The organism is Pseudobdellovibrio exovorus JSS, assembly GCF_000348725.1.
Taxonomy (GTDB): Bacteria; Bdellovibrionota; Bdellovibrionia; order Bdellovibrionales; family Bdellovibrionaceae; genus Pseudobdellovibrio; species Pseudobdellovibrio exovorus.
Map to the genome: position 1 here is coordinate 1,734,755 of NC_020813.1, position 23,172 is coordinate 1,757,926.

27 protein-coding genes, 2 tRNA genes and 1 riboswitch are annotated in these 23,172 nt (G+C 41.8%); of the genes, 14 read left to right on the plus strand and 15 right to left on the minus strand.

The genetic code is table 11. From position 1 onward, the window contains the following. Nucleotides 1–98: 98 nt before the first annotated feature. Complete coding sequence (gene holA, locus A11Q_RS08570; RefSeq protein ID WP_015470413.1) at nucleotides 99–1,100, minus strand: DNA polymerase III subunit delta; 1,002 nt, start codon at nucleotides 1,098–1,100, stop codon at nucleotides 99–101. A 37-nt stretch (nucleotides 1,101–1,137) separates the two neighbouring features. Continuing rightward, a complete protein-coding gene (lptE, locus tag A11Q_RS08575) occupies nucleotides 1,138–1,680 on the minus strand; it encodes an LPS assembly lipoprotein LptE (RefSeq protein WP_015470414.1) in 543 nt (180 codons plus the stop codon). Between the two features lie 78 nt (nucleotides 1,681–1,758). Here lptE and A11Q_RS08580 point away from each other — a divergent pair, with 78 nt between their 5' ends. The 5 genes from A11Q_RS08580 to A11Q_RS08600 all read left to right on the plus strand — a co-directional run bounded on the left by A11Q_RS08580 (nucleotide 1,759) and on the right by A11Q_RS08600 (nucleotide 5,419). Then, complete coding sequence (locus tag A11Q_RS08580) at nucleotides 1,759–2,901, plus strand: pyridoxal-phosphate-dependent aminotransferase family protein (protein ID WP_015470415.1); 1,143 nt, start codon at nucleotides 1,759–1,761, stop codon at nucleotides 2,899–2,901. Continuing rightward, nucleotides 2,898–3,881 (plus strand): hydroxyacid dehydrogenase, encoded by a 984-nt coding sequence (locus A11Q_RS08585; RefSeq protein ID WP_015470416.1) that lies wholly within the window; start codon nucleotides 2,898–2,900, stop codon nucleotides 3,879–3,881. The genes A11Q_RS08580 and A11Q_RS08585 overlap by 4 nt, the downstream gene beginning before the upstream one ends. Nucleotides 3,882–3,884: 3 nt before the next feature. Beyond that, a complete protein-coding gene (locus A11Q_RS08590) occupies nucleotides 3,885–5,183 on the plus strand; it encodes an adenylosuccinate synthase (RefSeq protein WP_015470417.1) in 1,299 nt (432 codons plus the stop codon). Between the two features lie 67 nt (nucleotides 5,184–5,250). Further along, nucleotides 5,251–5,326 (plus strand) — tRNA-Lys (locus A11Q_RS08595). A gap of 17 nt (nucleotides 5,327–5,343) precedes the next feature. Continuing rightward, a tRNA-Glu gene (locus tag A11Q_RS08600) sits at nucleotides 5,344–5,419 on the plus strand. An 84-nt stretch (nucleotides 5,420–5,503) separates the two neighbouring features. Here the strand turns inward: A11Q_RS08600 and A11Q_RS08605 are convergent. From A11Q_RS08605 to A11Q_RS08620, 4 genes are all read right to left on the minus strand, one after another. After that, nucleotides 5,504–5,929 (minus strand): type II toxin-antitoxin system HicB family antitoxin, encoded by a 426-nt coding sequence (locus A11Q_RS08605; RefSeq protein WP_015470418.1) that lies wholly within the window; start codon nucleotides 5,927–5,929, stop codon nucleotides 5,504–5,506. Beyond that, entirely contained in the window at nucleotides 5,926–6,129 is a 204-nt protein-coding gene (locus tag A11Q_RS08610; RefSeq protein WP_041575192.1) for a type II toxin-antitoxin system HicA family toxin, read from the minus strand. The genes A11Q_RS08605 and A11Q_RS08610 overlap by 4 nt, the downstream gene beginning before the upstream one ends. A gap of 101 nt (nucleotides 6,130–6,230) precedes the next feature. Beyond that, nucleotides 6,231–6,815 carry a GNAT family N-acetyltransferase gene (locus tag A11Q_RS08615; RefSeq protein ID WP_015470420.1) on the minus strand — a complete coding sequence of 195 codons (585 nt, stop codon included), beginning with the start codon at nucleotides 6,813–6,815 and terminating at the stop codon, nucleotides 6,231–6,233. A gap of 276 nt (nucleotides 6,816–7,091) precedes the next feature. After that, on the minus strand, nucleotides 7,092–8,189 hold the full coding sequence (locus A11Q_RS08620) for a PA0069 family radical SAM protein (protein WP_015470421.1): 1,098 nt from the start codon (nucleotides 8,187–8,189) through the stop codon (nucleotides 7,092–7,094). A 111-nt stretch (nucleotides 8,190–8,300) separates the two neighbouring features. On the opposite strand from A11Q_RS08620, the gene A11Q_RS08625 reads away from it, so the two are divergent. The 3 genes from A11Q_RS08625 to A11Q_RS08635 all read left to right on the plus strand — a co-directional run bounded on the left by A11Q_RS08625 (nucleotide 8,301) and on the right by A11Q_RS08635 (nucleotide 12,562). Next, nucleotides 8,301–10,667: a heavy metal translocating P-type ATPase gene (locus A11Q_RS08625; RefSeq protein WP_015470422.1), complete on the plus strand. Its 2,367-nt coding sequence runs from the start codon at nucleotides 8,301–8,303 to the stop codon at nucleotides 10,665–10,667. Between the two features lie 104 nt (nucleotides 10,668–10,771). Then, nucleotides 10,772–12,097 carry a DEAD/DEAH box helicase gene (locus A11Q_RS08630; RefSeq protein ID WP_015470423.1) on the plus strand — a complete coding sequence of 442 codons (1,326 nt, stop codon included), beginning with the start codon at nucleotides 10,772–10,774 and terminating at the stop codon, nucleotides 12,095–12,097. A 114-nt stretch (nucleotides 12,098–12,211) separates the two neighbouring features. Further along, nucleotides 12,212–12,562: a hypothetical protein gene (locus tag A11Q_RS08635; protein WP_015470424.1), complete on the plus strand. Its 351-nt coding sequence runs from the start codon at nucleotides 12,212–12,214 to the stop codon at nucleotides 12,560–12,562. A 72-nt stretch (nucleotides 12,563–12,634) separates the two neighbouring features. Here A11Q_RS08635 and A11Q_RS08640 read toward each other — a convergent pair whose 3' ends face one another. Genes A11Q_RS08640 through A11Q_RS08650 form a run of 3 tightly spaced genes read right to left on the minus strand, consistent with a single transcriptional unit; the run spans nucleotide 12,635 to nucleotide 14,361 of the window. Next, nucleotides 12,635–13,444 (minus strand): alpha/beta fold hydrolase, encoded by an 810-nt coding sequence (locus A11Q_RS08640; RefSeq protein ID WP_015470425.1) that lies wholly within the window; start codon nucleotides 13,442–13,444, stop codon nucleotides 12,635–12,637. Between the two features lie 49 nt (nucleotides 13,445–13,493). Further along, nucleotides 13,494–13,997, minus strand: a complete 504-nt coding sequence (locus A11Q_RS08645; RefSeq protein WP_015470426.1) for a nuclear transport factor 2 family protein — start codon at nucleotides 13,995–13,997, stop codon at nucleotides 13,494–13,496. A 19-nt stretch (nucleotides 13,998–14,016) separates the two neighbouring features. Then, complete coding sequence (locus A11Q_RS08650; RefSeq protein WP_041575194.1) at nucleotides 14,017–14,361, minus strand: tRNA-binding protein; 345 nt, start codon at nucleotides 14,359–14,361, stop codon at nucleotides 14,017–14,019. Nucleotides 14,362–14,611: 250 nt separating this feature from the next. Between A11Q_RS08650 and A11Q_RS08655 the strand changes: the two genes are divergently transcribed. Continuing rightward, nucleotides 14,612–15,664, plus strand: coding sequence for a hemolysin family protein (locus A11Q_RS08655; protein ID WP_015470428.1), 1,053 nt, complete (start codon nucleotides 14,612–14,614; stop codon nucleotides 15,662–15,664). Between the two features lie 9 nt (nucleotides 15,665–15,673). Further along, nucleotides 15,674–16,306: an exopolysaccharide biosynthesis protein gene (locus A11Q_RS08660; protein ID WP_015470429.1), complete on the plus strand. Its 633-nt coding sequence runs from the start codon at nucleotides 15,674–15,676 to the stop codon at nucleotides 16,304–16,306. Here A11Q_RS08660 and A11Q_RS08665 read toward each other — a convergent pair. From A11Q_RS08665 to A11Q_RS08675, 3 genes are read right to left on the minus strand one after another with little or no spacing between them, the layout of a single operon-like run. Continuing rightward, nucleotides 16,303–16,680 (minus strand): hypothetical protein, encoded by a 378-nt coding sequence (locus A11Q_RS08665; RefSeq protein ID WP_015470430.1) that lies wholly within the window; start codon nucleotides 16,678–16,680, stop codon nucleotides 16,303–16,305. The genes A11Q_RS08660 and A11Q_RS08665 overlap by 4 nt on opposite strands. 5 nt (nucleotides 16,681–16,685) lie before the next feature. Continuing rightward, on the minus strand, nucleotides 16,686–16,979 hold the full coding sequence (locus A11Q_RS08670; RefSeq protein ID WP_015470431.1) for a heavy-metal-associated domain-containing protein: 294 nt from the start codon (nucleotides 16,977–16,979) through the stop codon (nucleotides 16,686–16,688). Between the two features lie 8 nt (nucleotides 16,980–16,987). Next, the gene (locus tag A11Q_RS08675; protein WP_015470432.1) at nucleotides 16,988–17,617 is read right to left on the minus strand and encodes a hypothetical protein; all 630 of its coding nucleotides are present in this window, start codon (nucleotides 17,615–17,617) and stop codon (nucleotides 16,988–16,990) included. Nucleotides 17,618–17,794: 177 nt separating this feature from the next. On the opposite strand from A11Q_RS08675, the gene A11Q_RS08680 reads away from it, so the two are divergent. Further along, nucleotides 17,795–18,319: an RNA polymerase sigma factor gene (locus tag A11Q_RS08680; RefSeq protein WP_158320364.1), complete on the plus strand. Its 525-nt coding sequence runs from the start codon at nucleotides 17,795–17,797 to the stop codon at nucleotides 18,317–18,319. After that, nucleotides 18,306–18,839: a hypothetical protein gene (locus A11Q_RS08685; protein WP_015470434.1), complete on the plus strand. Its 534-nt coding sequence runs from the start codon at nucleotides 18,306–18,308 to the stop codon at nucleotides 18,837–18,839. The genes A11Q_RS08680 and A11Q_RS08685 overlap by 14 nt, the downstream gene beginning before the upstream one ends. 15 nt (nucleotides 18,840–18,854) lie before the next feature. On the opposite strand, the gene A11Q_RS08690 is transcribed toward A11Q_RS08685, so the two are convergent. Continuing rightward, nucleotides 18,855–20,108, minus strand: a complete 1,254-nt coding sequence (locus A11Q_RS08690; RefSeq protein ID WP_015470435.1) for a lysozyme family protein — start codon at nucleotides 20,106–20,108, stop codon at nucleotides 18,855–18,857. Between the two features lie 168 nt (nucleotides 20,109–20,276). Further along, nucleotides 20,277–21,128: a LysR family transcriptional regulator gene (locus tag A11Q_RS08695; RefSeq protein WP_015470436.1), complete on the minus strand. Its 852-nt coding sequence runs from the start codon at nucleotides 21,126–21,128 to the stop codon at nucleotides 20,277–20,279. A 94-nt stretch (nucleotides 21,129–21,222) separates the two neighbouring features. Here A11Q_RS08695 and A11Q_RS08700 point away from each other — a divergent pair, with 94 nt between their 5' ends. Together A11Q_RS08700 and A11Q_RS08705 are read left to right on the plus strand one after the other, a co-directional pair. Beyond that, nucleotides 21,223–21,849 carry a hypothetical protein gene (locus tag A11Q_RS08700; RefSeq protein ID WP_015470437.1) on the plus strand — a complete coding sequence of 209 codons (627 nt, stop codon included), beginning with the start codon at nucleotides 21,223–21,225 and terminating at the stop codon, nucleotides 21,847–21,849. A 173-nt stretch (nucleotides 21,850–22,022) separates the two neighbouring features. Further along, nucleotides 22,023–22,661 carry a DedA family protein gene (locus A11Q_RS08705; RefSeq protein ID WP_041575962.1) on the plus strand — a complete coding sequence of 213 codons (639 nt, stop codon included), beginning with the start codon at nucleotides 22,023–22,025 and terminating at the stop codon, nucleotides 22,659–22,661. Between the two features lie 33 nt (nucleotides 22,662–22,694). Here the strand turns inward: A11Q_RS08705 and sugE are convergent, their stop codons facing one another. Beyond that, on the minus strand, nucleotides 22,695–23,024 hold the full coding sequence (gene sugE, locus A11Q_RS08710; protein ID WP_015470439.1) for a quaternary ammonium compound efflux SMR transporter SugE: 330 nt from the start codon (nucleotides 23,022–23,024) through the stop codon (nucleotides 22,695–22,697). 17 nt (nucleotides 23,025–23,041) lie between these two features. Next, nucleotides 23,042–23,105, minus strand: a riboswitch (guanidine-III (ykkC-III) riboswitch). Nucleotides 23,106–23,172: the final 67 nt, after the last annotated feature.

A 23,172-nucleotide genomic window follows, 5' to 3' on the forward strand; every position in this document is an offset into this window, starting at 1 on the left:
TAACTGTCCTTTGGTCTGGGTAGTGAGTCAATAATGAAATCAACTTTCTGTTGCTGAAATATAGGGCTAATTTTGATGGCGAAAAACGGAGCAAATACCTATAAAGAGCAGGATTTTAATACCAAATTTTCAAGCCAAATATGCGAAGACAGTGGTGATGATTTAAGCGCTTTGTCTGTTTCATGTAATACGATCAGGGCTTCTTCAATCTTTTTCACGGGCCAAATGCGGGCCTGATCGCAGTAGCTTTCAATGTAATAACTCGGCACATTAGCAAGGCCGGCTAACTTAGCACCGCCGTAACCCTGATCCATGCCCGCACGCACTGTCAGTAAAAGGCGCATGTGGCGCGCCACTAAGCTGACAATAGCAATTTCGTTTTGTCCTTGATCCATCAAGTTCACTAATTGTTCTAGGGCTTTCACGCGATCTTTTTGACCTAGCGCTTTGGTAAAATCAAAGACACTTTCTTCACGACTGACAGAAACCACCGTGTTGACGTCGGTGATGTCAATTTGAGTCTTATCCCCGATATAATCTTGAATTTTGAAAATCTGATTTTCAAGCTCTGTCAGGTTGTTTCCGACTAATCTATGCAATCTATGAATCGCATCAGTTGTGATTTTTAAGTTCACATTTTTGCAAATATAAGAAATCCACTGTGGCACTTGGTTTTCATAGGGCTTTTTAAATTCGACACAGGTGGCATTATCTAGAATATTTTTGATAACTTTTTTCCGTTTATCAATTTTTTCAGCCAACATCACAAACACAGTGGAATCTACAGGATTTGTGATTAGCGATTCTAATTCCTGTAAGGCTGAATCCTTTAAGTCATGTGCATTCTTAAGAATAACTAAGCGATTTGGAGCAAAAACTGGCAATGTTTCAACCGTATCTTTGACCTGCGTGATATCAGCATCACCACCATAATAGAGTGAGTAGTTAAAATCCGTGCTGTTTTCATCTAAAACCGCATACTTGAAACGATTCACACATTGATTCAGTAAATAGGGCTCGTCACCAAACAGAAAATAGACCGGCTTGAATTTCTTATCTTCAAGGTCTTTATAAAATTTCTGATGATCTACTATCGCCATTATTCTACCTAAATTAACCTAAGTTAAATTTGCCAAATTAAAAATCTTCTACCATGCGATCGAACGCAGCTTGCATCATCTCTTTCGCAATAGCGTCAAGAGTCTGCCTTTTAGCCGAGACGTTGTAAAGTGCATTGGCCGTATTAATAACCGGTAGCGTAATTTGTGGTGCTGAATAATTCGACTCTTGTCTAAAACTTCCGCTCCACAACACTTCCGTGCTGCCACGTCTTTTTAAAACCACATCTACATTTACAGTCACCTTATATTGAGTCGCTAAAACGGTTTCTGTTGGCATGTACTGAGTGTTTTTTGCTTCGATGACCGACTCATCGGCAATCACAGTGATACTTTTAATAGTTCCTTGCAAAACAGCTTCGGCGGTCGACTCTTCATTTTGCAAACGCACAAATCGTGAGCGTAAAGCTTCTGATTTCAACGAGTTGGTGAAAAAAGTTTCAACTCCAACTTCTGGGGACTCATTTTTAAACACTGGAATTTGAATACTTTTAACCCCACCCGGCAATGTGGCATACTCAGAGCTTAATCGATAAGCACACCCAGAAGACACGAGCAACATGACTGAGGCCGTTATGAGCAAAAAAATGAGGGAAAATTTAGTCTTCATCTGCTTTAATAAACCCGCAAGGAAAGACCAATGTCAAATGCTATTCTTCTAGCTCCAGGCCCGGTTCAACTGCACCCCGAAGTGCAGAAGATCTTGGCACAACCCATGATCCATCACCGCACACCTGAATTCGACGCCATCCTAAAACGTGTTTTGCAAGATTTGAAATTTTTATTTCAAACGACTCAACCTGTTTTTATGCACACCTCTACTGGTAGCGGCGGTATGGAATCTTTGCTCGTAAACTTACTATCACCAAACGATGAAGTTCTAGCAATTGTCTCTGGAAAATTCGGTGAGCGCTGGGCCGATATGGCCGCTTTGTACGGAGCCAAAGTGCATCGCCTTGATGTCACATGGGGCGAAGCTGTGAATCCGGATGTTGTTCAACAATATCTGGATCAACACCCACAGACACGTTTAGTTTTGTGCCAAGCAACAGAAACAAGTACGGCAACCGCACACAATATCGAAGCTCTTGGAAAGATCATTTCTAAAACATCCGCATTATTTTTAGTTGATGGCATCACAGCAACAGGTGCTTACAACATTCCAATGGATACATGGCATATTGATGGCCTTGTGGCTGGCAGTCAAAAAGCAGTGATGTTACCAACCGGTCTTAGCTTCGTCTGCCTGTCGGAAAAAGCATGGAAAGTGGCGCAGACAGCTCCGCTTCCACGTTTTTATTTTGATCTACGTAAAGAATATAAAGCGAATCAAAACGGAGAAACTCTTTTTTCTTCTAGTGTACCTTTAATTAAAGCTTTGGATTTTGTGCTGACGCGTATTCAAGAAGTTGGTTTACAACGACATTTCTTACAACTGCGTCGACGTGCAGACTTCACACGTGAACTGGCCCGCCAAATGAATCTGCAACTTTTTTCAAAATCCCCTTCTGATTCCGTCACAGCCCTGTGTGTTCCAGAGGGAATTGATGGAGCCAAACTGCGCACTCACCTAGAACAGAAATATCAAGTTACGGTTATGGGTGGACAGGATCAATTAAAAGGAAAAATTCTGCGCATTGGTCACATGGGTTACATCCGCGATGAAGATATGGTGGAAACGATGACTCGCCTCGCTCAGGCTTTGCAAGACTTTCAATTCAACATCGATCCTCAACAAATTAAAGTCGCCAGCGAAAATTGGCTGAAGTCCCACACTGTATGAACATGAACTCCGACATCAAAAATATTTTAATTTGTGAGCGGTTTGACTTAGAAGCCTTGCTCGAACTTAAGAAAAATAAAAAGTTTCTTGTTGAAAATTACTCAGATGAAAAATCTGAAACTGCGGATGCTCTTGTTATTCGTTCGAAATTTCGTATCACAGCAGCGCAGTTAGATAAATCACCGAATTTAAAACTTATCGTCACTTGCACCAGTGGTTTTGATCATATTGACCTTGAGGAAACACAGAAACGCAGCATTACTGTGATGTTTACCCCAGAAGCTAATGCGATATCGGCAGCGGAACTGGCATGGTCACTTCTGATGGCAGCTAATCGCCAAGTTTGCGCCGCCCATCGCGAGATGAAAGCTGGAAAATGGAATCGCGAACCTTTTTTAGGCCATGAACTGAGTGGAAAAACCTTAGGTATTATTGGTTTGGGTCGTATCGGCTCACGTGTGGCCAATTTTGCCAAAGCTTTTGGAATGAAGACTCTGGCTTTCGATCCCTACCAAGACGAAGCCGTTTTTCAGCAGACACAAGCTTTGCGCGTCAGTTACGAAGAGATTCTAAAACAATCTGATTTTCTGAGTTTTCATGTTCCGGCCACCTTTGAAACCAAAAATATGTTTTCTAGATCGCAAATCGAATATGTAAATCCAGAAGTGATTATTGTAAACACCTCTAGAGGCAGTGCTATCAACGAAGATGATTTAGCCGATGCCCTTTTAGATAAAAAAATTCGATTTGCCGCCTTAGACGTCTTTCAAAAAGAGCCTCTAACACGGGATTCTAAGCTCAATAAATGTCAAAATGTTATTTTAACCCCTCATCTTGGAGCCTATACTGAGGAAGCTTTTTCAAAAGCCTCGTTAGAAGCCGCACAAAGAGTGACAGAATTCTTCGAATTGAATAAAACACTGAACACATTGCCACTTAAAAACGACTGGGGAAGCCTGTCGTTTGCAGAAAGGGTCTGAGTTATGTCAGCAACGGTAGTTATCGGAGCCCAATGGGGAGACGAAGGAAAAGGTAAATTAGTCGATGTTCTAGCAGCGAAAGCTGATCTAGTTGTCCGCTTTCAAGGCGGATCGAACGCAGGACACACACTTGTCGTTAACGGCAAAAAAACAGTGCTTCATTTAATTCCTTCAGGAATTTTACATACCGATAAAACCTGCGTGATCGCTTCAGGCGTTGTCGTGGATATCTTCGGATTAACTCAAGAAATTCGTCAGTTGAAAGAAAGTGGATTTGAAATTGGCTCTTCACAATTGTTGATTTCAGATAATGCCACAGCCTTACTTCCCTACCATAAAGCTTTAGATCAAGCCCGCGAAAAGGCTCTATCTGAAGGGAAAATTGGAACAACAGGAAAAGGAATCGGCCCAGCCTATGAAGATCGCGCGGCCCGTCGCGCTTTAGTGATGAGTGATCTTTTTGATGAAAAGACTTTATTAGCAAAACTCGAAGCCGTTTTAAAAGAAAAGAACGTGCTTTTACAAAACCTCTATGATGCTCCAGAAATTAAAGCGAAAGATATCTTTGATCAAATTCAAACTGTTATTGGTGAACTCAAAGCTTATCGTACAACTGACGTGAGTCTTTTGGTCTCTCAGAAAATCAAACAGGGAAAACGCATCTTGTTTGAAGGCGCTCAAGGTACGTTATTAGATATTCATCACGGCACGTATCCATTTGTAACCAGCTCTTCAACGATTGCAGGTTCTGGTTCTATCAGTGCGGGTATTGGGCCTCACCATCTTTCAAAAATTGTGGGTGTTTTTAAAGCTTACTGTACGCGTGTTGGTAGCGGTCCATTTCCAACAGAATTACATGACGATGTCGGCACTAAAATTCAGAAGGATGGGCACGAGTTTGGCTCTACCACTGGGCGTGCCCGTCGCTGTGGCTGGTTAGATCTGGTCGCCTTGAAATATGCGATCCGTTTAAATGGTATCAACAGTTTAGCCATGATGAAGTTAGATGTTCTTTCTGAGCATGAGCAAATCGGCGTTTGTACGGGCTATAAGCTTGATGGTGAAGTGATCACCGAGTTCCCAACATCTACAGAGCTAGTGAGTCGCCTAGAGCCAGTAATTGAATATTTACCAGGCTGGAAAGAGGATTTGACTGAAGTTAAGTCAGTAAAAGATTTACCTCGCCAAGCTATTGGCTACATTGACTTTATTTCACGCCATGTAGGCTGTCCAATTGACGTGGTTTCAGTGGGACCAGACCGAGATCAGACCCTTTGGATCAAACCCTTGTATAAAGATTAAGCACTGCGAAAAAGTATTTGACTGATTCGCAAGTCTGATAGAAATTGGCTCTTCATTGATTCAAAGTGATCCGCTAGCTCAGCTGGTAGAGCATTTCACTTTTAATGAAAGGGTCGATGGTTCGAATCCATCGCGGGTCACCAACTTTGAATCTCTGTCTGTTCCCATCGTCTAGTGGCCTAGGACACCTCCCTTTCACGGAGGATACAGGGGTTCAAATCCCCTTGGGAACGCCAAGTTTGTAAATTAAAAAAACCCGAGTCGAAAGATTCGGGTTTTTTCGTTTTGGTGGATCTAAAGTCTTACTTCAATTAATTTAATTATCCGAATATCCGCGCCACACTCAACTCAGGTAACTTACCCTGCAATTCAAATAAAGTTTTCAGTTCTGGATTCGCACGATCGGGATCTTCAAGGCGTTGATAGTTGGAAAGATTCCGAATTCCCAATAGCTCCATCATCGCTTTCTGAGTCATCTTTCTTTTCAAGCGAGTTTGACGAAGCTCCATCGCAAAGGCCACACTCGGTGAAACCTGAACAGCCACGATACTTCTTCCTTTCAAATCAGCTTGGGGCTCTGGAAATAAAACGTTCGAGTTCTCGGGCTCAGCTAAGTGTAGATCCAAAGCTTCTTGCATATTCGTAACCAACTCTTCTTTGCTCTCTGCCTGAGTTAGACAGTCTAGCTCGATACACTCAGCCCAAAATCCTTTTTTATCTTTATGAACTTTAAAGTGATATTTCATAAATTGCCTTTCAATCTTTTCCTCAATTTCTGCTCTAAACCTTTTTTCAGTTCTCGATGCAGCGGAATAGTCTCGCGCCGTATACCTTTTCCAACTGTGACATGACTGCCACTTTGCCGCAGCTCTTGCCATCCATGCTCTTTATATAGTTTGAGCATCTCTTTACCACTTATCGGCATATTCGACCTAACCTTTATCATAATACCACTTAAAAGTGGTATTTGCAATTACACGAAAATATCATGTAATTGCAAATAGTTAGAGCTGCCGAAAATGACTCTTATAACAATAGACGGATAGTCTATCCGAAAATCGGTTTTCTCCCTCTCAATCCGATATCCTCTGGATTCGCCACATAGATCACGTGATCGACCCACTGTCCGTCTTCGTACCAGTAGCGCTTTTTAATGCCTTCTTTTTTCATTCCGATAGAACGGGCCAATTTGATAGATTTTTTGTTATCCAAATTGATTGCCGCTTCTAGACGATTCAACTTCAGATGTTTGAAGCCGATTTTAAGTCCCATGGTGGCCGCTTCTTTTCCAAGCTTTTTACCCCAATGTCGATTGTAAATCTGATATCCGAAATTCGCGAACTGATGCGTGCTTCTGACGAATATATCGAAATCAACTTGACCAACGATGGCACCCGTCTTTTTTTCAAAAAGATAATATCGATAATAGTCGTCTACCTTTGCCAACTGCTCGTGCTCTTTCAAAACCTTTTGAAAGATTTTGCGAGTGCATTTGTCAGCTGACAACGGCGGAGCATCCCATCTGCTTTTCTGCGGCAGTCTATTGACGTAGGCATCAAACCAAACATCATAGTCTTTGGAATTAATAGCTCTTAAAATAAGTCGGCGCGTTTTAAAAAGACCTCTACGCATAGAGGGTCCTTCCGACCAAAGTTATTGGTCGTTTTTTGTTATAAAAAAACATGATTAACCTCAAGTTTGTTATAGATTAATAAAATACTCTGTATTGTTATACTGTGACTTGAGCAGAAAAATTTGACAGTAATTCAAATAACTAAATAACAGACAAAGAAGACTGCTCAGATTGTGAATTTAATTTTTCCATACAGACCTCCTTTGATTTTGATCTGGGACTATCTAACTTAGCCGTATTAATGAAGTCAATCTTATCCAAAAAATTTTTGAACTTTAATCCACCTCAAAACTCAACTGATCACTAGGCCGTTTAAATAAGTCTGTGCGCAGTGGGTGGTAGTCTTGTTTGGGGAAATATTTGCGTTTGAAAATTTGGAAGACTTCGGCGATGTGATCGGCTCGCGCTCCTGTTCCGGTCATGCGGGTTGCAAAGTCGGCATTGTACAGCTTGCCGTTACGGATATCTCGGATGGCGCTTAAAACCTTTTCTTTTTTTTCGGGAAAGTTGGTTTCAAGCCATTCGCTGAATAGATCTTTTACCGAGTGTGGAAGTCTGACCACGACATTACCGGCAGATCTAGCTCCGGCTTTGGCAGCCGCCTCTAAAATGCGTGGAATTTCGTGATCGGTAAGGCCGGGAATAATCGGAGCTACATTTACAAATACAGGTACGCCCGCCTCGGACAGAATTCGAATGGCTTCTAATCTGCGCTTCGGCGTTGATGTTCGTGGCTCCATCACGCGACCTAAATGATCATCTAATGTGGTAACAGACAAAGTCACTGCCGCCAAATTTTCCGAAGCCATCTTAGAAAGAATGTCCACATCACGGGTGACTAAGAAATTTTTTGTAATTAAAGCCACTGGATTTTTAAACTCTGCCAAAACTTGTAAGCACTGACGCGTCAGTTGAAGTTTTCTTTCAATGGGTTGATAACAATCCGTCACTCCGCTGGTCATAATCACTTCGGGCTGCCAACTGCGCTTCATCAGCTCTTTTCTTAACAACTCAGGAGCATTGTATTTAACAAATATCTTGGATTCAAAGTCCAATCCTGCGGATAAATTAAAATACTCGTGAGTTGGTCTTGCATAACAATAGATACAACCATGCTCGCAACCTCGATAGACATTCATACTGACCATCTTGCCCATGTCGGGGCTATCATTACGGGAAAGAATCGATTTCGCACTATCGACCAAAAACTCAGTCTTGAGTGAGGGAATCTCGTTTTCATCGGCGTAGTAATCAGCATCCGTCACATCATAGATACGCTGGGTTTTATTAAATCGCCCCGACTGATTGCTGACAGCCCCACGTCCTTTTGTTTTTAATAATAGGTCTAAAGATTTTCTTGCTTTTTCACTCATTATTTACATATAATTTACATACTAAAAACAAGCAATACAAATCAATTTCTTGTCACAAAATTTAAGCTCTCTTCGTATACTCTATATTGAGCTATACCTAGCGGAGACTTTATGAGCCATTCAGATCATTCACACCATCATCACTCGCCACCATCGCCAACTTCTGAAAAAGATCCCGTATGTGGGATGACTGTTGAACCCGCAACAGCTAAGGGTGGAAGTACGCGCTACAAAGAAAAAAATTTCTACTTCTGTAACCCTAAATGCAAAACTAAATTTGAAGCTGAACCTGAAAAGTACATTTCCTCAAACACCAATGAAGCGAAGAAAGAGCTAACAACAGCTGAATTGGAATCTATCTACACCTGCCCGATGCATCCAGAAATTCGTCAGAAAGGGCCCGGTAGTTGTCCTATCTGTGGGATGGCTTTAGAGCCAGAAGAAATTTCTTTGGAGGATGTTGAAAATCCCGAGCTCATTGATTTTACACGACGATTAAAAGTCAGTATTCCATTGGCAGTTCCTCTTTTACTGTTAGCGATGTCGGACCTGATTCCCGGTCAACCTGTACAACACGCCATCCCCGCATGGTTAAATGCGATAATACAGTTTATCTTGGCGACTCCTGTTGTACTTTGGGCAGGACAACCTTTTTTCGAAAGAGGCTGGGCCTCGGTTAAGTCAAAAAACTTCAATATGTTCACCTTGATTGCTCTCGGCACCGGTGTTGCTTACCTCTTTAGTTTGGTCGGAACTTTCATTCCTTCTCTTATTCCTGAAAGTTTAAAAATGCACGGAGGCCTTCCCCCACTTTACTATGAAGCGTCCGCAGTTATTATTACGCTAGTTCTATTGGGACAAGTCCTTGAACTACGTGCTCGCAACCAAACCGGAAATGCAATTCGTGCACTGCTAGGATTAGCCCCAAAAACTGCACGTAGAATAAAAGCCGATGGTACAGAAGAAGATATTCCCGTTGAACATATTCACTTAGGAAACCTTCTACGTGTCAGACCCGGAGAAAAAATTCCTGTGGACGGCACAATCGTAGAAGGTCGAAGCCTTGTTGATGAATCCATGATCACTGGGGAACCCATTCCTTTAGAAAAACAAATCGGTTCACATGTAACGGGAGCCACTGTCAATGGTACAGGAAGCTTTGTCATGAAAGCTACCAAAGTGGGCTCGGATACACTGTTGTCTCAAATTGTAAAAATGGTATCCCAAGCACAAAGAAGCCGAGCTCCTATTCAAAAATTAGCCGACACAGTGTCGGGCTATTTTGTTCCAGCGGTCGTTTTAATTTCAATCGTGACTGCGCTAATTTGGTATTTTGTCGGTCCAGAGCCTAAACTGACACATGCGATTGTCAATGCCGTCGCGGTACTGATCATCGCCTGCCCGTGTGCTTTGGGGTTAGCAACTCCGATGTCGATTATGGTGGGCACAGGCAAAGGAGCCAACCTCGGTGTCTTAATTAAAAATGCAGAGGCCTTAGAGAGTTTAGAGAAGATCACCACTTTGGTTGTCGACAAAACTGGGACTTTAACATTGGGAAAACCGAAGCTAGCGCACGTCAAAACTCTAAATGGATTTGATGAAGCCACGACTTTGTCTGCTGTTGCTGCTCTTGAAAAATCTAGCGAGCATCCTTTGGCGGAAGCTATCGTCAATGGCGCAGTGGAAAAAGGATTACAAATCCATGCGGTTAGCGATTTTGAATCTATCACCGGAATGGGTGTAAAAGGAACTGTGCAAAATCGCCTTGTACTTGTAGGTAACCGCAAACTTCTAGAAAAATTTCTAGTAGATACAACCGAACTTGTCAGCATCGCAAAAGAACTTCAAAGCACAGGTCATGGAGCTATGCTCGCCGCAATTGATGGAAAACCTGCAGCAGTTATTGCCGTCAAAGATCCAATTAAAGAATCTGCAAAACCCGCCATTGCCTATTTTCACTCGAAAAAAGTTCAAGTGGTGATGTTAACCGGAGACAGTCGTCATACGGCCGAAGTGGTGGCCCGTGAAATGGGAATTGATCGCGTTGAGGCGGAAGTGCTTCCTCAACAAAAAAACGAAATCATCAAAAAGCTACAAAGTGAAGGACACATCGTGGCTATGGCCGGAGACGGGATCAATGATGCCCCCGCCTTGGCGCAAGCCAATGTCGGTGTCGCCATGGGTACAGGCACAGATGTGGCCATTGAAAGCGCCAGTGTGACCTTAGTGAAAGGCGATCTGATTGGCATCGTTCGCGCCCACCGACTCAGCCAAGCTACCATGTCCAATATCCGTCAGAATCTAGTCTTTGCCTTTGGTTACAATATGCTCGGTGTTCCCATCGCGGCGGGCCTTCTTTACCCTGCTTTTGGTATTCTATTGAGCCCAATGCTGGCTAGTTTAGCAATGAGCCTTAGCTCTGTCTCGGTCGTGGGAAATGCCCTACGCCTTAGGAACCTTAAAATTAGGGAGCATTAATTGTTAATTTTTCTAATTTTATCGAAATAGAGTGAAACTACTGGCAGCTTGCCGCCAGTATCTATATATTCCTTTTTGTAATCTTTACTTAAAGGACTCTCGACATGAAAACGTTTTCTGATTTTGGTTTATTGCCTTCAATTCTTAAAACTCTAAAAGCTCAGAAAATTTTTGTACCTACAGAAATTCAAAGTAATACCATTCCTTTGACGATGTCAGGACAATCAACAGTTGGCGTTTCTGAAACTGGCAGTGGAAAAACATTAGCTTACGCACTGCCTATGCTGCATTTACTGAAGACATTGGAAAATGAAGGCCGTCCTGTAACTGATACAGCCGCTCCGCGCGGAATCGTGATGGTTCCTTCCCGTGAATTAGGGGAACAGGTTTCGAAAGTTTTTAAAACATTCACCCATGATACACGCGTTCGCGTCCGCCCTGCCTTGGGTGGTATGGAGTTCGAGCATGCTCGTCGTAATGTCAGTGGTCCATTTGAAATTCTACTGGCAACGCCGGGGCGACTGGCACAACTGATTTCGAAAGACTTAATCTACTTACATGATGTCCGCATGCTCGTTTTCGATGAAGCCGATCAAATGCTTGATAAAGGTTTTTTAGAAGACTCACAAGCTATCGTTGATATTTGCCCTGAAGACACCACTCTGGCTTTGTTTTCAGCAACTGTTTCCACAACCGTGCAAGCTCTGATTAACTCTATTTTTACAAAAGCAGAAGTTGTTCGCAGCAGTGGCAGTGGAAAAACGGCGAAGAAGTTAATAACTAAAAATGAAACCGTCATTGATGGTATACGCTGGCCTATATTTGAAAGATACCTAAAACAAAAAGTAGAAGGTGGAACTATTGTCTTCACGAATACCCGTGAGCAATGTGATAAACTAGCTCAGCTTATCACGGAAAAAGGTTATCAATGCCTCGTCTACCGCGGAGAAATGGACAAAGGTGAACGCCGCACTAATTTGAAAAAGTTCCGTACAGGAGAAATCGATATTCTTGTTTCAACAGACCTTGCAGCTCGCGGTTTGGATATTGAACACGTAGGACGAGTTATCAACTATCACCTGCCTCAACAGAAAGAAAACTACCTCCACCGCGCAGGACGTACGGCGCGCGCAGGACGCTCGGGACTTGTGGTCAACCTTGTCACAGAAAGAGATCTGAATCTGATCGCTAATATCGAAGGAAAAGGTCAATCCCCGAAAGAGCTCAAGAAACGCTTTCAAGATAAATCTGGAAAGCGCCTGCATGTGACCGAAGAGCAGCGTAAACCGCGTCCAACAAAGTTAGCTACAGGAAAGGCTACAACCGGAAAACCTAGTAAACCGAAAAGAAGTGCTCCTCCGAAGTTTAAACCTAAGCCAAAACCTTCTGATGCCACTATGCTGAAGATTCACGGACGCATTAAACGATAAAGACCTTTTGATTCTATAACTTTTACAACGCCTCTTTAGAAAAATCGTCACTAGTGCTAAGACACTAATGATAAAACACTAACGAATGTTCTATTTAAACAAAAGGGGCTCTACATGAAGACTGTTATTGCATTTCTGATGTTGTCTATTTCAATCAACGCGGCTGCAGGGACACTGGTTTGTAAAGGATTCGAAACCAAAACTGTTCTTAGTTATAACGAAACCTACTCGGATGAGTCAGGAACCGTTGCCGAAATCTGGGACCGTGAATACGAAAAAGCACAATATGCAGACCTCTTCAATGCCTTTATCAGCAATAAAACTGTCGAACAATTAATTGAAAAAGGTGTTATTCGCGGCAATGCTTCTAATGCAAAATTCAAATTAGATTTAAATAAGAACACATTAGAAGTCACCACTCGCGGAACAACAATTAAAGATATCGTAAAGTGTGAGTACAGATAACGAATTAACTTCATCCCTCTTTCAGCTCCTCTACATCTAACCTCTACATCTAAGAGGAGCTATTAAGAGGAGCTATTTTTTCTCTTTCAGAAACTCTTCAACAGCACTTAAAATTTCGTCTGTCTTTTCCCGATGAGGCACGTGCCCACAATCGTTGATAATAAGCTTCTTAGAGCTACCGCCGCTCCACTGGGTTATCATCTCGGGAAACTGCAATGATCCATATTCATCGCGGTCACCATGAATGGCCAACAACGGACAATTTACCTGCGATAAAACTTCCTTCAAATTCCACGTAGAAAACTCAGCTGACAACCAAATATCTGTCCATGCTCGCAGGACTCTTTCAGTTTTACTGCCGTGGTATTTCTGTAGGCGTGAAAGTTCACTTGGGTTGGAAAAGCTCGTCTTCGCTGCCGAAATACCCTCTAGCGTCAACTGTTCAACAAATGCCTGTGTGGACTCAGTGATAACTGCGACGCAAGACTCTTCTGATTGAGTAGACACGTACGCCGCACAGCTCGCCGCCATTGCTCCGCCCACACTATGGCCGAAAGCCACGAACTGTTGTAAATTTAATTGCTCCCGAACATACGGAAAAAAATAAGCGGCCTCTTCTTGAATAAAATCTGTGTGTGGTTCTTCTTCATAGGCATCAGATTGCCCGAAGCCCAAACGATCATAGGCAATGACTGTCCTTTTGGACTTGTGGGACAATAACTCAGGAAAACTCCGCCATAACTGAACACAACCAAGTGAATCATGAAACAATACAATTGGTGCTAATTCTGATGCTACTGGTGCAGCCTCTGTTGACACAGAACGTGCAAACAGCTTCCCTTTAGGAGTTTGTATCCAATGATCGTGAGTAATAGCGCTCATGAAACCTCAAGACAAATCTTGCTCATGTCTTATCGTTTAATAATTAATCTTAATGCAGATCGGCCGCTTCACCTTTTAAACTGGAATCCCAATGCTGAACGGCCTTCCCGTCTTTGATTCTCCACATATCAAACCAGGTTGTAGTATATGACTTTTTCGGATCGTTCTTGTCTTTAACTGTTCGCACAAAGGCCACAGTGACTAAGTCATCTTCTGCGGTCACAGCTACTACTTTATACTTTTGAATTTTCTTTGGAATACGTGTTGGTTTAACCTTTAAAACTTCAGTAAAAAACTTTACAACAGAATCTCTTCCTGAAGCGGCATTGGGGTTATGTTGAATATACTCTTCTGAGATATATTTATCGGCTAAGTTCCAGTTGTTGGCTTCTAACAAATCACGGATAATGAAATACACCACTTGTTTGTTGGCATGTAATTTCGGATCTGCACTTGTAAATAGCTTCTCGATATCTGGCGCTGGTGTCACGGCCTCTTGCGCACTCACCCCTAACTGCAGTAACAAAATAAATCCAAATACTATTTTTTTCATAAAAACTCCCTTTTTGTGACTATAGTAATTTCGCGCCGTTTGGCACGTTTCTTTCTGTCGTGGCTAAGACAACAGATTGATCTTCCAGATAAAATCCCGTTGTTAAAACTTCAGAAATAAAATTTGCTATTTGTCGTGGTTTAAAGTTAACGACACAAATAACCTGCTTACCCACCAATTGCTCTGGCGTATAGTTTTGCGTGATTTGTGCTGAGCTGTTTTTAATGCCGAAATCGCCAAGATCAATTTTTAGTTTATATGCAGGTTTTTTTGCTTCAGGAAAAAGCCTCGCCTCAAGAATAGTTCCCACCCGAATATCGACTTTTACGAAATCATCCCACGATATAAAATCCTGTGTACTCATCTTGTTATTAGAACTCACTCTGCATATTTTTTTAACCATATTTTCAGAAGATGCGTAATAGTTGTTCATTTGACATCATGGCTATTTATCTGTTTAATTAACGCCATGGACGATGACCCCGGCGGTGCCAGGTGCACCACTGCATATACATCAAAAGTCTGTGATCTATTTCAAATTATTAACGCTTCGAATGCGTTGATCTTCTTTTGCCTTACAACAATTAAAGAAATTAAAGTTAGGAATTTAATCCATGGATGAGCTTATCGTTGTCGCGATTTGTCTGTTACTCAATGCCCTTTTAGCCGCCTATGAAATGGCGTTTGTTTCTGTGGCCAGATCTGAACTTAGAGCCCTTGCTAAAGCAGGCCATAATGAAGCCAAAACTCTTTTAAATCTACGGGAAAACCCAGAGCGCACACTCTCTATTATACAAATCGGTATCACATTAGTAGGTGCCATCGCCGCTGCTGTTGGCGGAGCTGGAGCCGGAGAAACTTTAGAACCCTACTTAATGCAAACCTTTCATCTTTCTGAGCGTGTCGCAGAAGCCATTTCACTTCTGATCGTCGTCGTTCCCATTACCTACCTCAGTGTGGTCGTAGGGGAACTTGTCCCGAAAACTCTTGCGTTAAGAAACCCTTCAAAAGTGGTTCTAGCCGGAGCTAAGTTTTTATTTGTCGCCGATAGAATCTTTTCACCTATTATTACGGTACTTGAGTGGTCAACCCAGTTCCTTTTAAAAAATCTATTTCCTCGCTCTAAAAAAGCCATGCCACAGGAACTTCCGACGATTGAGTTAAATGAACTGTCCCCGATTCACCAAACCTTCATGCTCAACTTAGCCGATATCGAAAAAAAACAAATCAAAGACATTATGTTGCCATTTGCTCAAGTCGTGTCCGTTGATGTCGTGACAGATATAGGCGATGTTCTACAAACTGTTTTGAATTCAGGCCACACCAGATTACCCGTCAGACTCAACGACACTATTGCAGGTGTCCTGCATACAAAAGAGTTTATCTCTTTTAAAGAATCCGGAGAAACCGAATGGCAAAAAATCATTAGGCCTCACACTGTCGTTAAATCTACAGACTCAGCTCTTGGGGCTATGCGCCTGTTACAGGATAAAAAAACACATATGGCTGTAGTCATAACACCACAGGGGCAAGTCGCCGGCATTGTGACTTTAGAAGATATTCTTGAAGAAGTTGTGGGAGATATCTTCGATGAAGACGATGATGGCCGTATTCGTAAAATTTATGCATCAAAAACAAAATCCAGAATGGTTAAGCCACAAAAATAGGTATTACATATGAAAACACACAAAAGCCCCTTAATTGCACACCTCACTGAATTAGAAAAAAAAGCAGCACACCAAGAGATTACATTGAAAGATGTTGTCACTATTTTCGGTACCGATGGACACTTCGTTCTGATTTTATTTTGTATTCTTCCATTCTTACAGCCCATTCCTCTGATGGGACTTTCAACCCCTTTCGGGCTATTGATTTCACTAGTCGCTTTTTTTTACTATCTGCAAAAACCTCCTTACTTACCTAAAAGATGGCAAAACAAAACCATCAATCACACCACCCTCTTAAAAATAGCAGAAGGAGCTGAAAAGTTTTTTAAAAAGCTCGAAAGATTCATCAAACCTCGTTTAGAGTTTCTTTTTTCTGAACCTTTTAAATCTATCAATATTATATTTATTATTTTGAATGCAATTCTATTAGCACTGCCTCTTCCCATACCTTTTTCGAATGCCATTCCAGCATGGGTGATCCTTTTGCAAGCGATTGGTCATCTTGAGCGCGATGGCGTATTAGTTCTGATTTCCTATATACAAGCAGTGCTCAGTCTGATTTTCTTCACAACGCTTGCCTATGGATTGAAAACTGGCATCGAATTTATCGACAATTCAATGCCAACAGTCGCTGCGATTTAAAACATCAAGACTGGTAAAACGTAAGCAAATAGAAAGCCTAATACAAAAACTCCAACACTCACAATGTACAAATTACGGCTTGCCTTTCTTCCCGAAATGCAAGCTTCACGTAACTTGGGATCTATTGGACATGGAGCATTTCGGTTTCGCCATAATAAGAAACCATTTAAGGCCAACATACTGCCAGCAAATATAAAAAATTTAACTTTATGTTCTGACATCCAAATTAATGCTGGAAAATTAGAGGCCATTCCGGCAAGAACAGCACCCAGTCCTAAACTCACGAGTAACGCTGGCAAAGCGCAGCACAACAATGTGCTCAGTGAACCAAACAGAGTGAAATAATTTAAAAGGGACTCTTTTATCTTCGTCATATTATTCACTCTTTAAAAACAGCTTCGTAACCTGAGTCTTTTAGAAGCTCAGTAATTTTATCTTCGCTTAGGCTCTTGCCTTCTTTAAATTTGATTTTGACAAATTTCTTTTCCAGACTGACTTCGATATCTTCTACTTCTGATTGGCTTTTAAATTTTTTCTCGATCCCCTGTGCACAGAAAGCACAAACCATACCATTAACGCCTACTGTTTTGATGCGGGCTGAGTCTATCGGCGCATTCGCCTGTGCGAATGCCACTGAGCTAAAAAGCAAAGCTATTGTGATTATCTTTTTCATAAATCCCCCTAAATATGGATCATAAAGTTAAATGTGTATCCGCCACCAAAATCAGATCCTACCTCCCACAAAACATTGCGGATGTAGAATCGCAATAGTTGAGTAGTTCCAATAGGCTTATCATTTTGTTTTGAAAATTGAGTGATAAACCAGATATTCAAATCTGTATAATCAGCTAAGAAGGGAGCAAACCCCAGTCTGACTTTAGTGCGATGGTCATCACGCTGACCCCAAAGAGGATTCAGACGATTATCGCGGGATAAATATAAATGTTCAAATGTCGTGTAATACTTACGGCTTTCCCAATCCGCCACCACTTCTAACATTCGCACACCATAGACATCAGAGTTATACTTTTCTGCTCCGGCCCCAGCACTGATATAAAAGTTTCCTTGAGAGTCCTCATTATTCCATCTTTTAACTAAGTAATTAGCACGAGGTATATAGAGTTCTGACTTATCTGCCTGTAAGTACATTCCTCCAATAGCTACGCGATGACTGAGGGAGTAGTTCAACAAGAGCTCATTCATCTGATCGGTATTGTAAGACATCAAACTCACGGCACCTTTATAAGATACAGGATGAGACCAAGCCTGCCCCCCAAGCAAAAGTAACAATCCAAATAGCACAGATCGCATAATCACCCTTTCTTTCACCTTGTCTTACGTTTAAAAGAAGATAGATTGTGACAAGTACTAGTTTTTATTTTTGTTGGCGTTGTCACAAAGTAAGCAGCACCCACGTAATAGCCTATAGAGGAATATGTGCACCCCAAAGGGCCAGTAACCATTAACGAGATGACCGATGAACAGCTGATGAAGCTGTATCAAAACGGAGACGAAGCTGCTTTCCAACAGCTTTACAGTCGTCATTCGTCCAAAATCTATGGGTTTATAAAAAAGCGTATTCCAAATGAGGCAAAAGTGTCCGAGATCTATCAAGAGGTCTTCATTAAAATACACAAATCTAAGCATCGTTATAATGACAGCTTTGCCGTGCTTCCTTGGATTTTTACTGTTACAAAGTCCGTTTTGATTGATGAAGTTCGCAAAGATAAAAAAATAGAAGGACAACATGTTATGTTCGAAGATGTTATCGCTTCTGGGCCTGAAGTGACCGCTAGCCCAATTGATACGGACTCTCTGCTTGGCCAACTGCCTTCACAGCAACAAAAGGCCCTTGAGCTTCGCTATGTTGATGACAAAACATTTAATGAAATTGCGGCAACACTGAATATGTCCGAAAACAATGCACGACAGATTATCAGTCGTGGTATTAGACGCCTAAGACAACTGGTTAATCCTAGCGAAAAAGTAGGAGGAAATCATGACAGATCATAGTGATAAATGGCTTCAAGATTATCAAGATTTTCTGGATGCAGAACAAACTCCCGTTCCACCGGATCAGACCACTGCTGTTTTCAGTAAAATCAATCCTCTGCTAAAACCGAATGCCCTATTCGTGTTTTCAAAAATATTAGGTGTGCATCTGGTAACGGGATTTCTTTCTTTAGCTGTGTGCCATCAATTCGGACTTAATCCCTTCCAAACTCAATACTCTTTAGCCGATTGGTTCATGAAAGTCGGTGGTCACCACTTTTGTATGCTTGGCTGTGGATTGACATTCGTAAGCATCAGTTTGTTATTCTCAGGTTATTTCTTAACGTTGGAAGAAATAAAAGCTCTGAAAAGAACAGAGCTTTTACAAAATTTAACTTTAGGACTTATCTCGATTGGTATCTTCCTATCCTTCGGCGTCGAAATGGCTTTAAGCATCGGAGCTTTATGGCTACTGGGTGCACTGTTAGGTGGCTTCATTGCGACCACGCTTGTGTGGAAATTTAAAAAAGCCACTGCCTAAACTCTTACTCAACTCTTAAGTTCGATCACGACCTGTACTGCGTGTGATAAAGCGGTTCCACTGCGCACTCATACGGCTGAAGTGCGAAATCACATCACAGGCGTACTCTTCACGCATTTGCACGCGATCACGGCGTAAACACTGGCCACGAGTCATCGCATCATCACCATTGTACATTTGGAATGTAGTCCGATAAGCCTCAATATTTCCTGCACTGTTATTGCTAAGACCGCCACCAGCCTTAACATAACTCACAATCGCTTTTGTCATAATCTGACCGAAAATTAAATCCAATCCCCAACGCTCTGTTAAACTTTTTTGTACTTCAACACGACCGCCAGTCGGCACTGAGAAATTCTCAAGACCTGTAAAGCAGCGAATTGCTTTTTGGAATGTCGCGCGCGCATTTCCCATCGAGATCGTGCTATTACCACTCATCTGATCTTGAACTTCACGAATACCCGCACCAGTCATCTGTGAAAAACCCACCGCTCCCGTTGGACTTTCCTCTGCGCGCGAGAAGTGTGTCTCGCGTCTCATCTTTGATAAAACCATAAAGGGATCATTCCCAAAACAGAAAGACGCTCTCACCACATGACTCGCTAAAGCGCGGTGTGATAAACCATTAGTTCTTTCTGCACCTTCACGTGCGTTAGAGCGGATATAACCTTCAACAAATTGAATTAGTGGAGTAAATGCGGCTGGCAATGCAATTCCACGATGATTTCTTAAAGCAGCGTAACGTTGAAACAAACTGGCCACATTCGGATTAGCGATAATACCCGCTGTTAACTGTGTATCCATTCCACCACGCATGTATCCTGATTCCAGTAATAGATATTGTTTACCGTCATAATCCATTCCAAACGATGGACCTGGGTTTAAATCGCTTGCAGAAAAAAGACTGGTATCGACACTAGAGCCAAATTGATCTGCCATGTTGACGATAACACGCTCGTAGCCATCTGTTGGTTCTTCTACCGTATAATGACTCAGAATATCCTCTATACTCATCTCGGCCAAACGCGCCTCAAGAGAATCAGTTGCATCTTCATCTTGCACAAACTCATTTTCAGATGGCTCTACAGCGAAAGCCTCACTGCCCTGATCTATGACCTCTTCATCTGTCTGTTCACCCTGTTCAATAACTCCGGGTGCATCAACATACAGTGCATTTTCCATTTCATAAGACCATGCCAATGGATTGCATAATTGACTGCACAGAACAACAAGAGTTAACTTAGCGAATTGATCCAGATTTTTAGCCATAAACACACCTCGTGATTTTTTACTCACCCTTTACATATCAATTTCTATTCCGTTTAAAATAGCTGAAATGCTTTTAAATTTAAGCTGAGGTGTCTCAGTATGAGATTATTTATAAATAGAGAATAAAGAGCCTAATATTGTCATAGGGCTACCATTCCCTTTACAAAACTATAAGAGTTTATAATTTGTAAATGTATCAATGAGGTAACGGGAGCTGCTCGTCTTCACAAGATCGGAACGATAAATAAAACAGATTTCATCTTGATAAACGGGTAACCCCTCGACTAACTCAAGATCTTTATTAAAGAATCTTGCTACTCGCGTAGGGAGTATTGCCGTGCCCAATCCGGCCTGCGCCAACGAAGCCACAACCTCTAAACTGTCGGATGTAATCGTGCGTGAGAATACTTTTTTAGATTTGATTTTTTTTAATAGACTCTGTGTCTGGTGCAGATGACTGTTACACAACAGCACATCTTTAAGCCCCCCACTCACTTTCCAAAATCCAACTTCATCCGTGGCTAACTTTTGAATCACAAGATCAGGATGCCGTGTGGGATTCACGACAATACCAAAATCAATTTCACCGCTGATCACCCGTTCACTGATCACGCGCGACAGATCATGCTCCAATTGTATTTCGATCCCTTGATGTTCTGAATATATTTTCTTTAGAGCCTTATTTATAGCGTACAGAGCCACAGAAGGATGGGCCCCTAAGCTGAAGCGTCCCACCATCTCGTTCTGTGATTTTTTTGTCTGAGCTATTAAAGCTTCCCAATCAGCCAATAGACGATTGCTTTCTTTAAGCAGCCTCTGTCCTGCTGAGGTTAGCGTCAGTCCTTTGTGACGGCGGTAAAAGAGCTTCGCCTGAATACTTTCTTCTAATCTTTTCAAAGATAGGCTCAAAGCAGGCTGCCCTATCCCCAGCCTTTCTGCCGCACGTGAAAGATTTTGCGTGTAGGCGATCTCTTGAAAGTATCTGAGGTCCCATGGGTTTGGATAGGTATTAATTTTCATAATAGTAAAACTAATATTATTAATTTTAAAAAATACCAAGATAATTCTATAAACAAGCTGTTTTTACAGGCCTTGCCTGACTAAAGGAGAAAAAATGAAAAGATTTATCGTATGCACCCTCTTAGGATTAACTTTAAATACTCTGTCTGTAGCTCAAGCTGCTGATTTAGCAGCTAAAAATCCTATTAAAGAGACACACTTCGTATGTGAAAACAGAATGTTTCGTGAAGCTCTTTTTGAAGTTAACGAACACACACTTATTTTAAGAGACAGCATGGTTCGCAGTTCACAGAACTTCGTGGACATCATCCAGAAAAAATTAGGCTTACAAGGTGATTTTTCCGTCCGCAAAACCAGCCTCATTGTGGCCAAACACAACGGAGAATGCCAAGTTCACTCGGGCTTCCTTGTTACCTGCACCAACACGCCTTCTACAGCCACACTTCAACTTGAGGGTTACTTACACCAAACAGGTAAAGACTGGGTTGGCCTAACGCTGAGTGTTCCTATCGAAGTTAAAGACCTCAAACTACGTACTGTTTTACGCAGCCACGGACCTCATCAATTAGACAGCAGCAAAACTATCACGATCAGTATGGATCAACTGGATGTAGAAGCTGAAGTGCAAACTGAGATCGACAATCAGCTTATCACATTGAAGTGGGATACTTTTTTCTACACACAAAAAGACAACAACGGCTCTTTTTGTATCCGTAAATAAAGTCTTTTAAATCGTGCTATTGTCCCTGCCATTTCTGCTTCTTTATCTTAATACTTAAGCAATCACAAAAAGTATTATGTAACATATCGAATTATCAAAAGAACTACGTCTAGACGCTAGATCATTTTTTAGATAAATTCACAATGTTAGAAAAAGGAGCAGTTATGAGCATCATGGATTTCATGGATATTATCTTGAATCTCGACACCCACCTTCCACAGTGGATTGCCTTTTTCGGACCTTGGATCTACGTCATCATGTTCTTAATCATCTTCGCGGAAACAGGATTGGTTGTAACCCCATTCCTGCCGGGAGACTCTTTACTATTTGCCTTAGGGGCCATGACGACTTTTGCAGGCGGACTAAATCTTTGGATTCTACTGGTCTCTTTAATTATCGCAGGTATTATCGGTGATACTGTCAATTACCATATAGGAAAATACCTTGGCCCTCTTGCCTTTGAAAAGTATCCGCGTGTTTTCCGTCCGGAATATCTGCAACAGACACAAAAGTTCTATGATCGCTGGGGGGCCTTTACAATCGTAGCGGCCCGTTTTGCTCCGATTGTACGAACATTCGCTCCGTTCGTTGCTGGCATAGGAACTATGCAATATCGCAGGTTTATTACCTACAATGTGGCCGGTGCTATTTTGTGGGTGAGTATTTTCTTATTCGCTGGACACTTCTTCGGAAATCTTCCTGTGGTTAAACGCAACTTCCACATTGTTATTTTTGGAGTTATCGCCGTTTCTTTAATTCCTGTCGTTTGGCCTTTTGTTCAAAATTATTTTGAAAAAAGACGCGCCCACTAGTCTCTAACTAGTGGCGTTTGGTTAATCTGACTTCTATTTTGATGTGAGCTTAAGTCCCACGATGGAAACCAACAGCAACACAACGAAAAAAATTCTCATCGGTGATGCCGATTCATTGAAAAGAAAAATACCTAGGATCGCAGCTCCCATGGCTCCGATACCTACCCATACCGCATAAGCCGTACCAATCGGTAATGTCTGACTTGCTTTCGCTAATAAAAACATACTGATCGCCAATGTAGAAAGAGTGAAGATACTGGGAACTAGTTTGGTGAAGCCTTCGGTGTATTTCAATCCGATGGCCCAACAAATTTCAAATAAGCCCGCAATAATAAGAATGATCCAAGACCAAGTCGTCGACATGTTTTCTCCTTTTGTTAGAAGACCCGTCTTTACTTACCTGGTACGGTTCACCTCGTCAGGGGCTGATGCCACTCAGTGATTCTAGCACAAACAAAACACAAATCCATAAAAATTAAAATGTGTTTTCATGTAACCTTTTTTATAACTT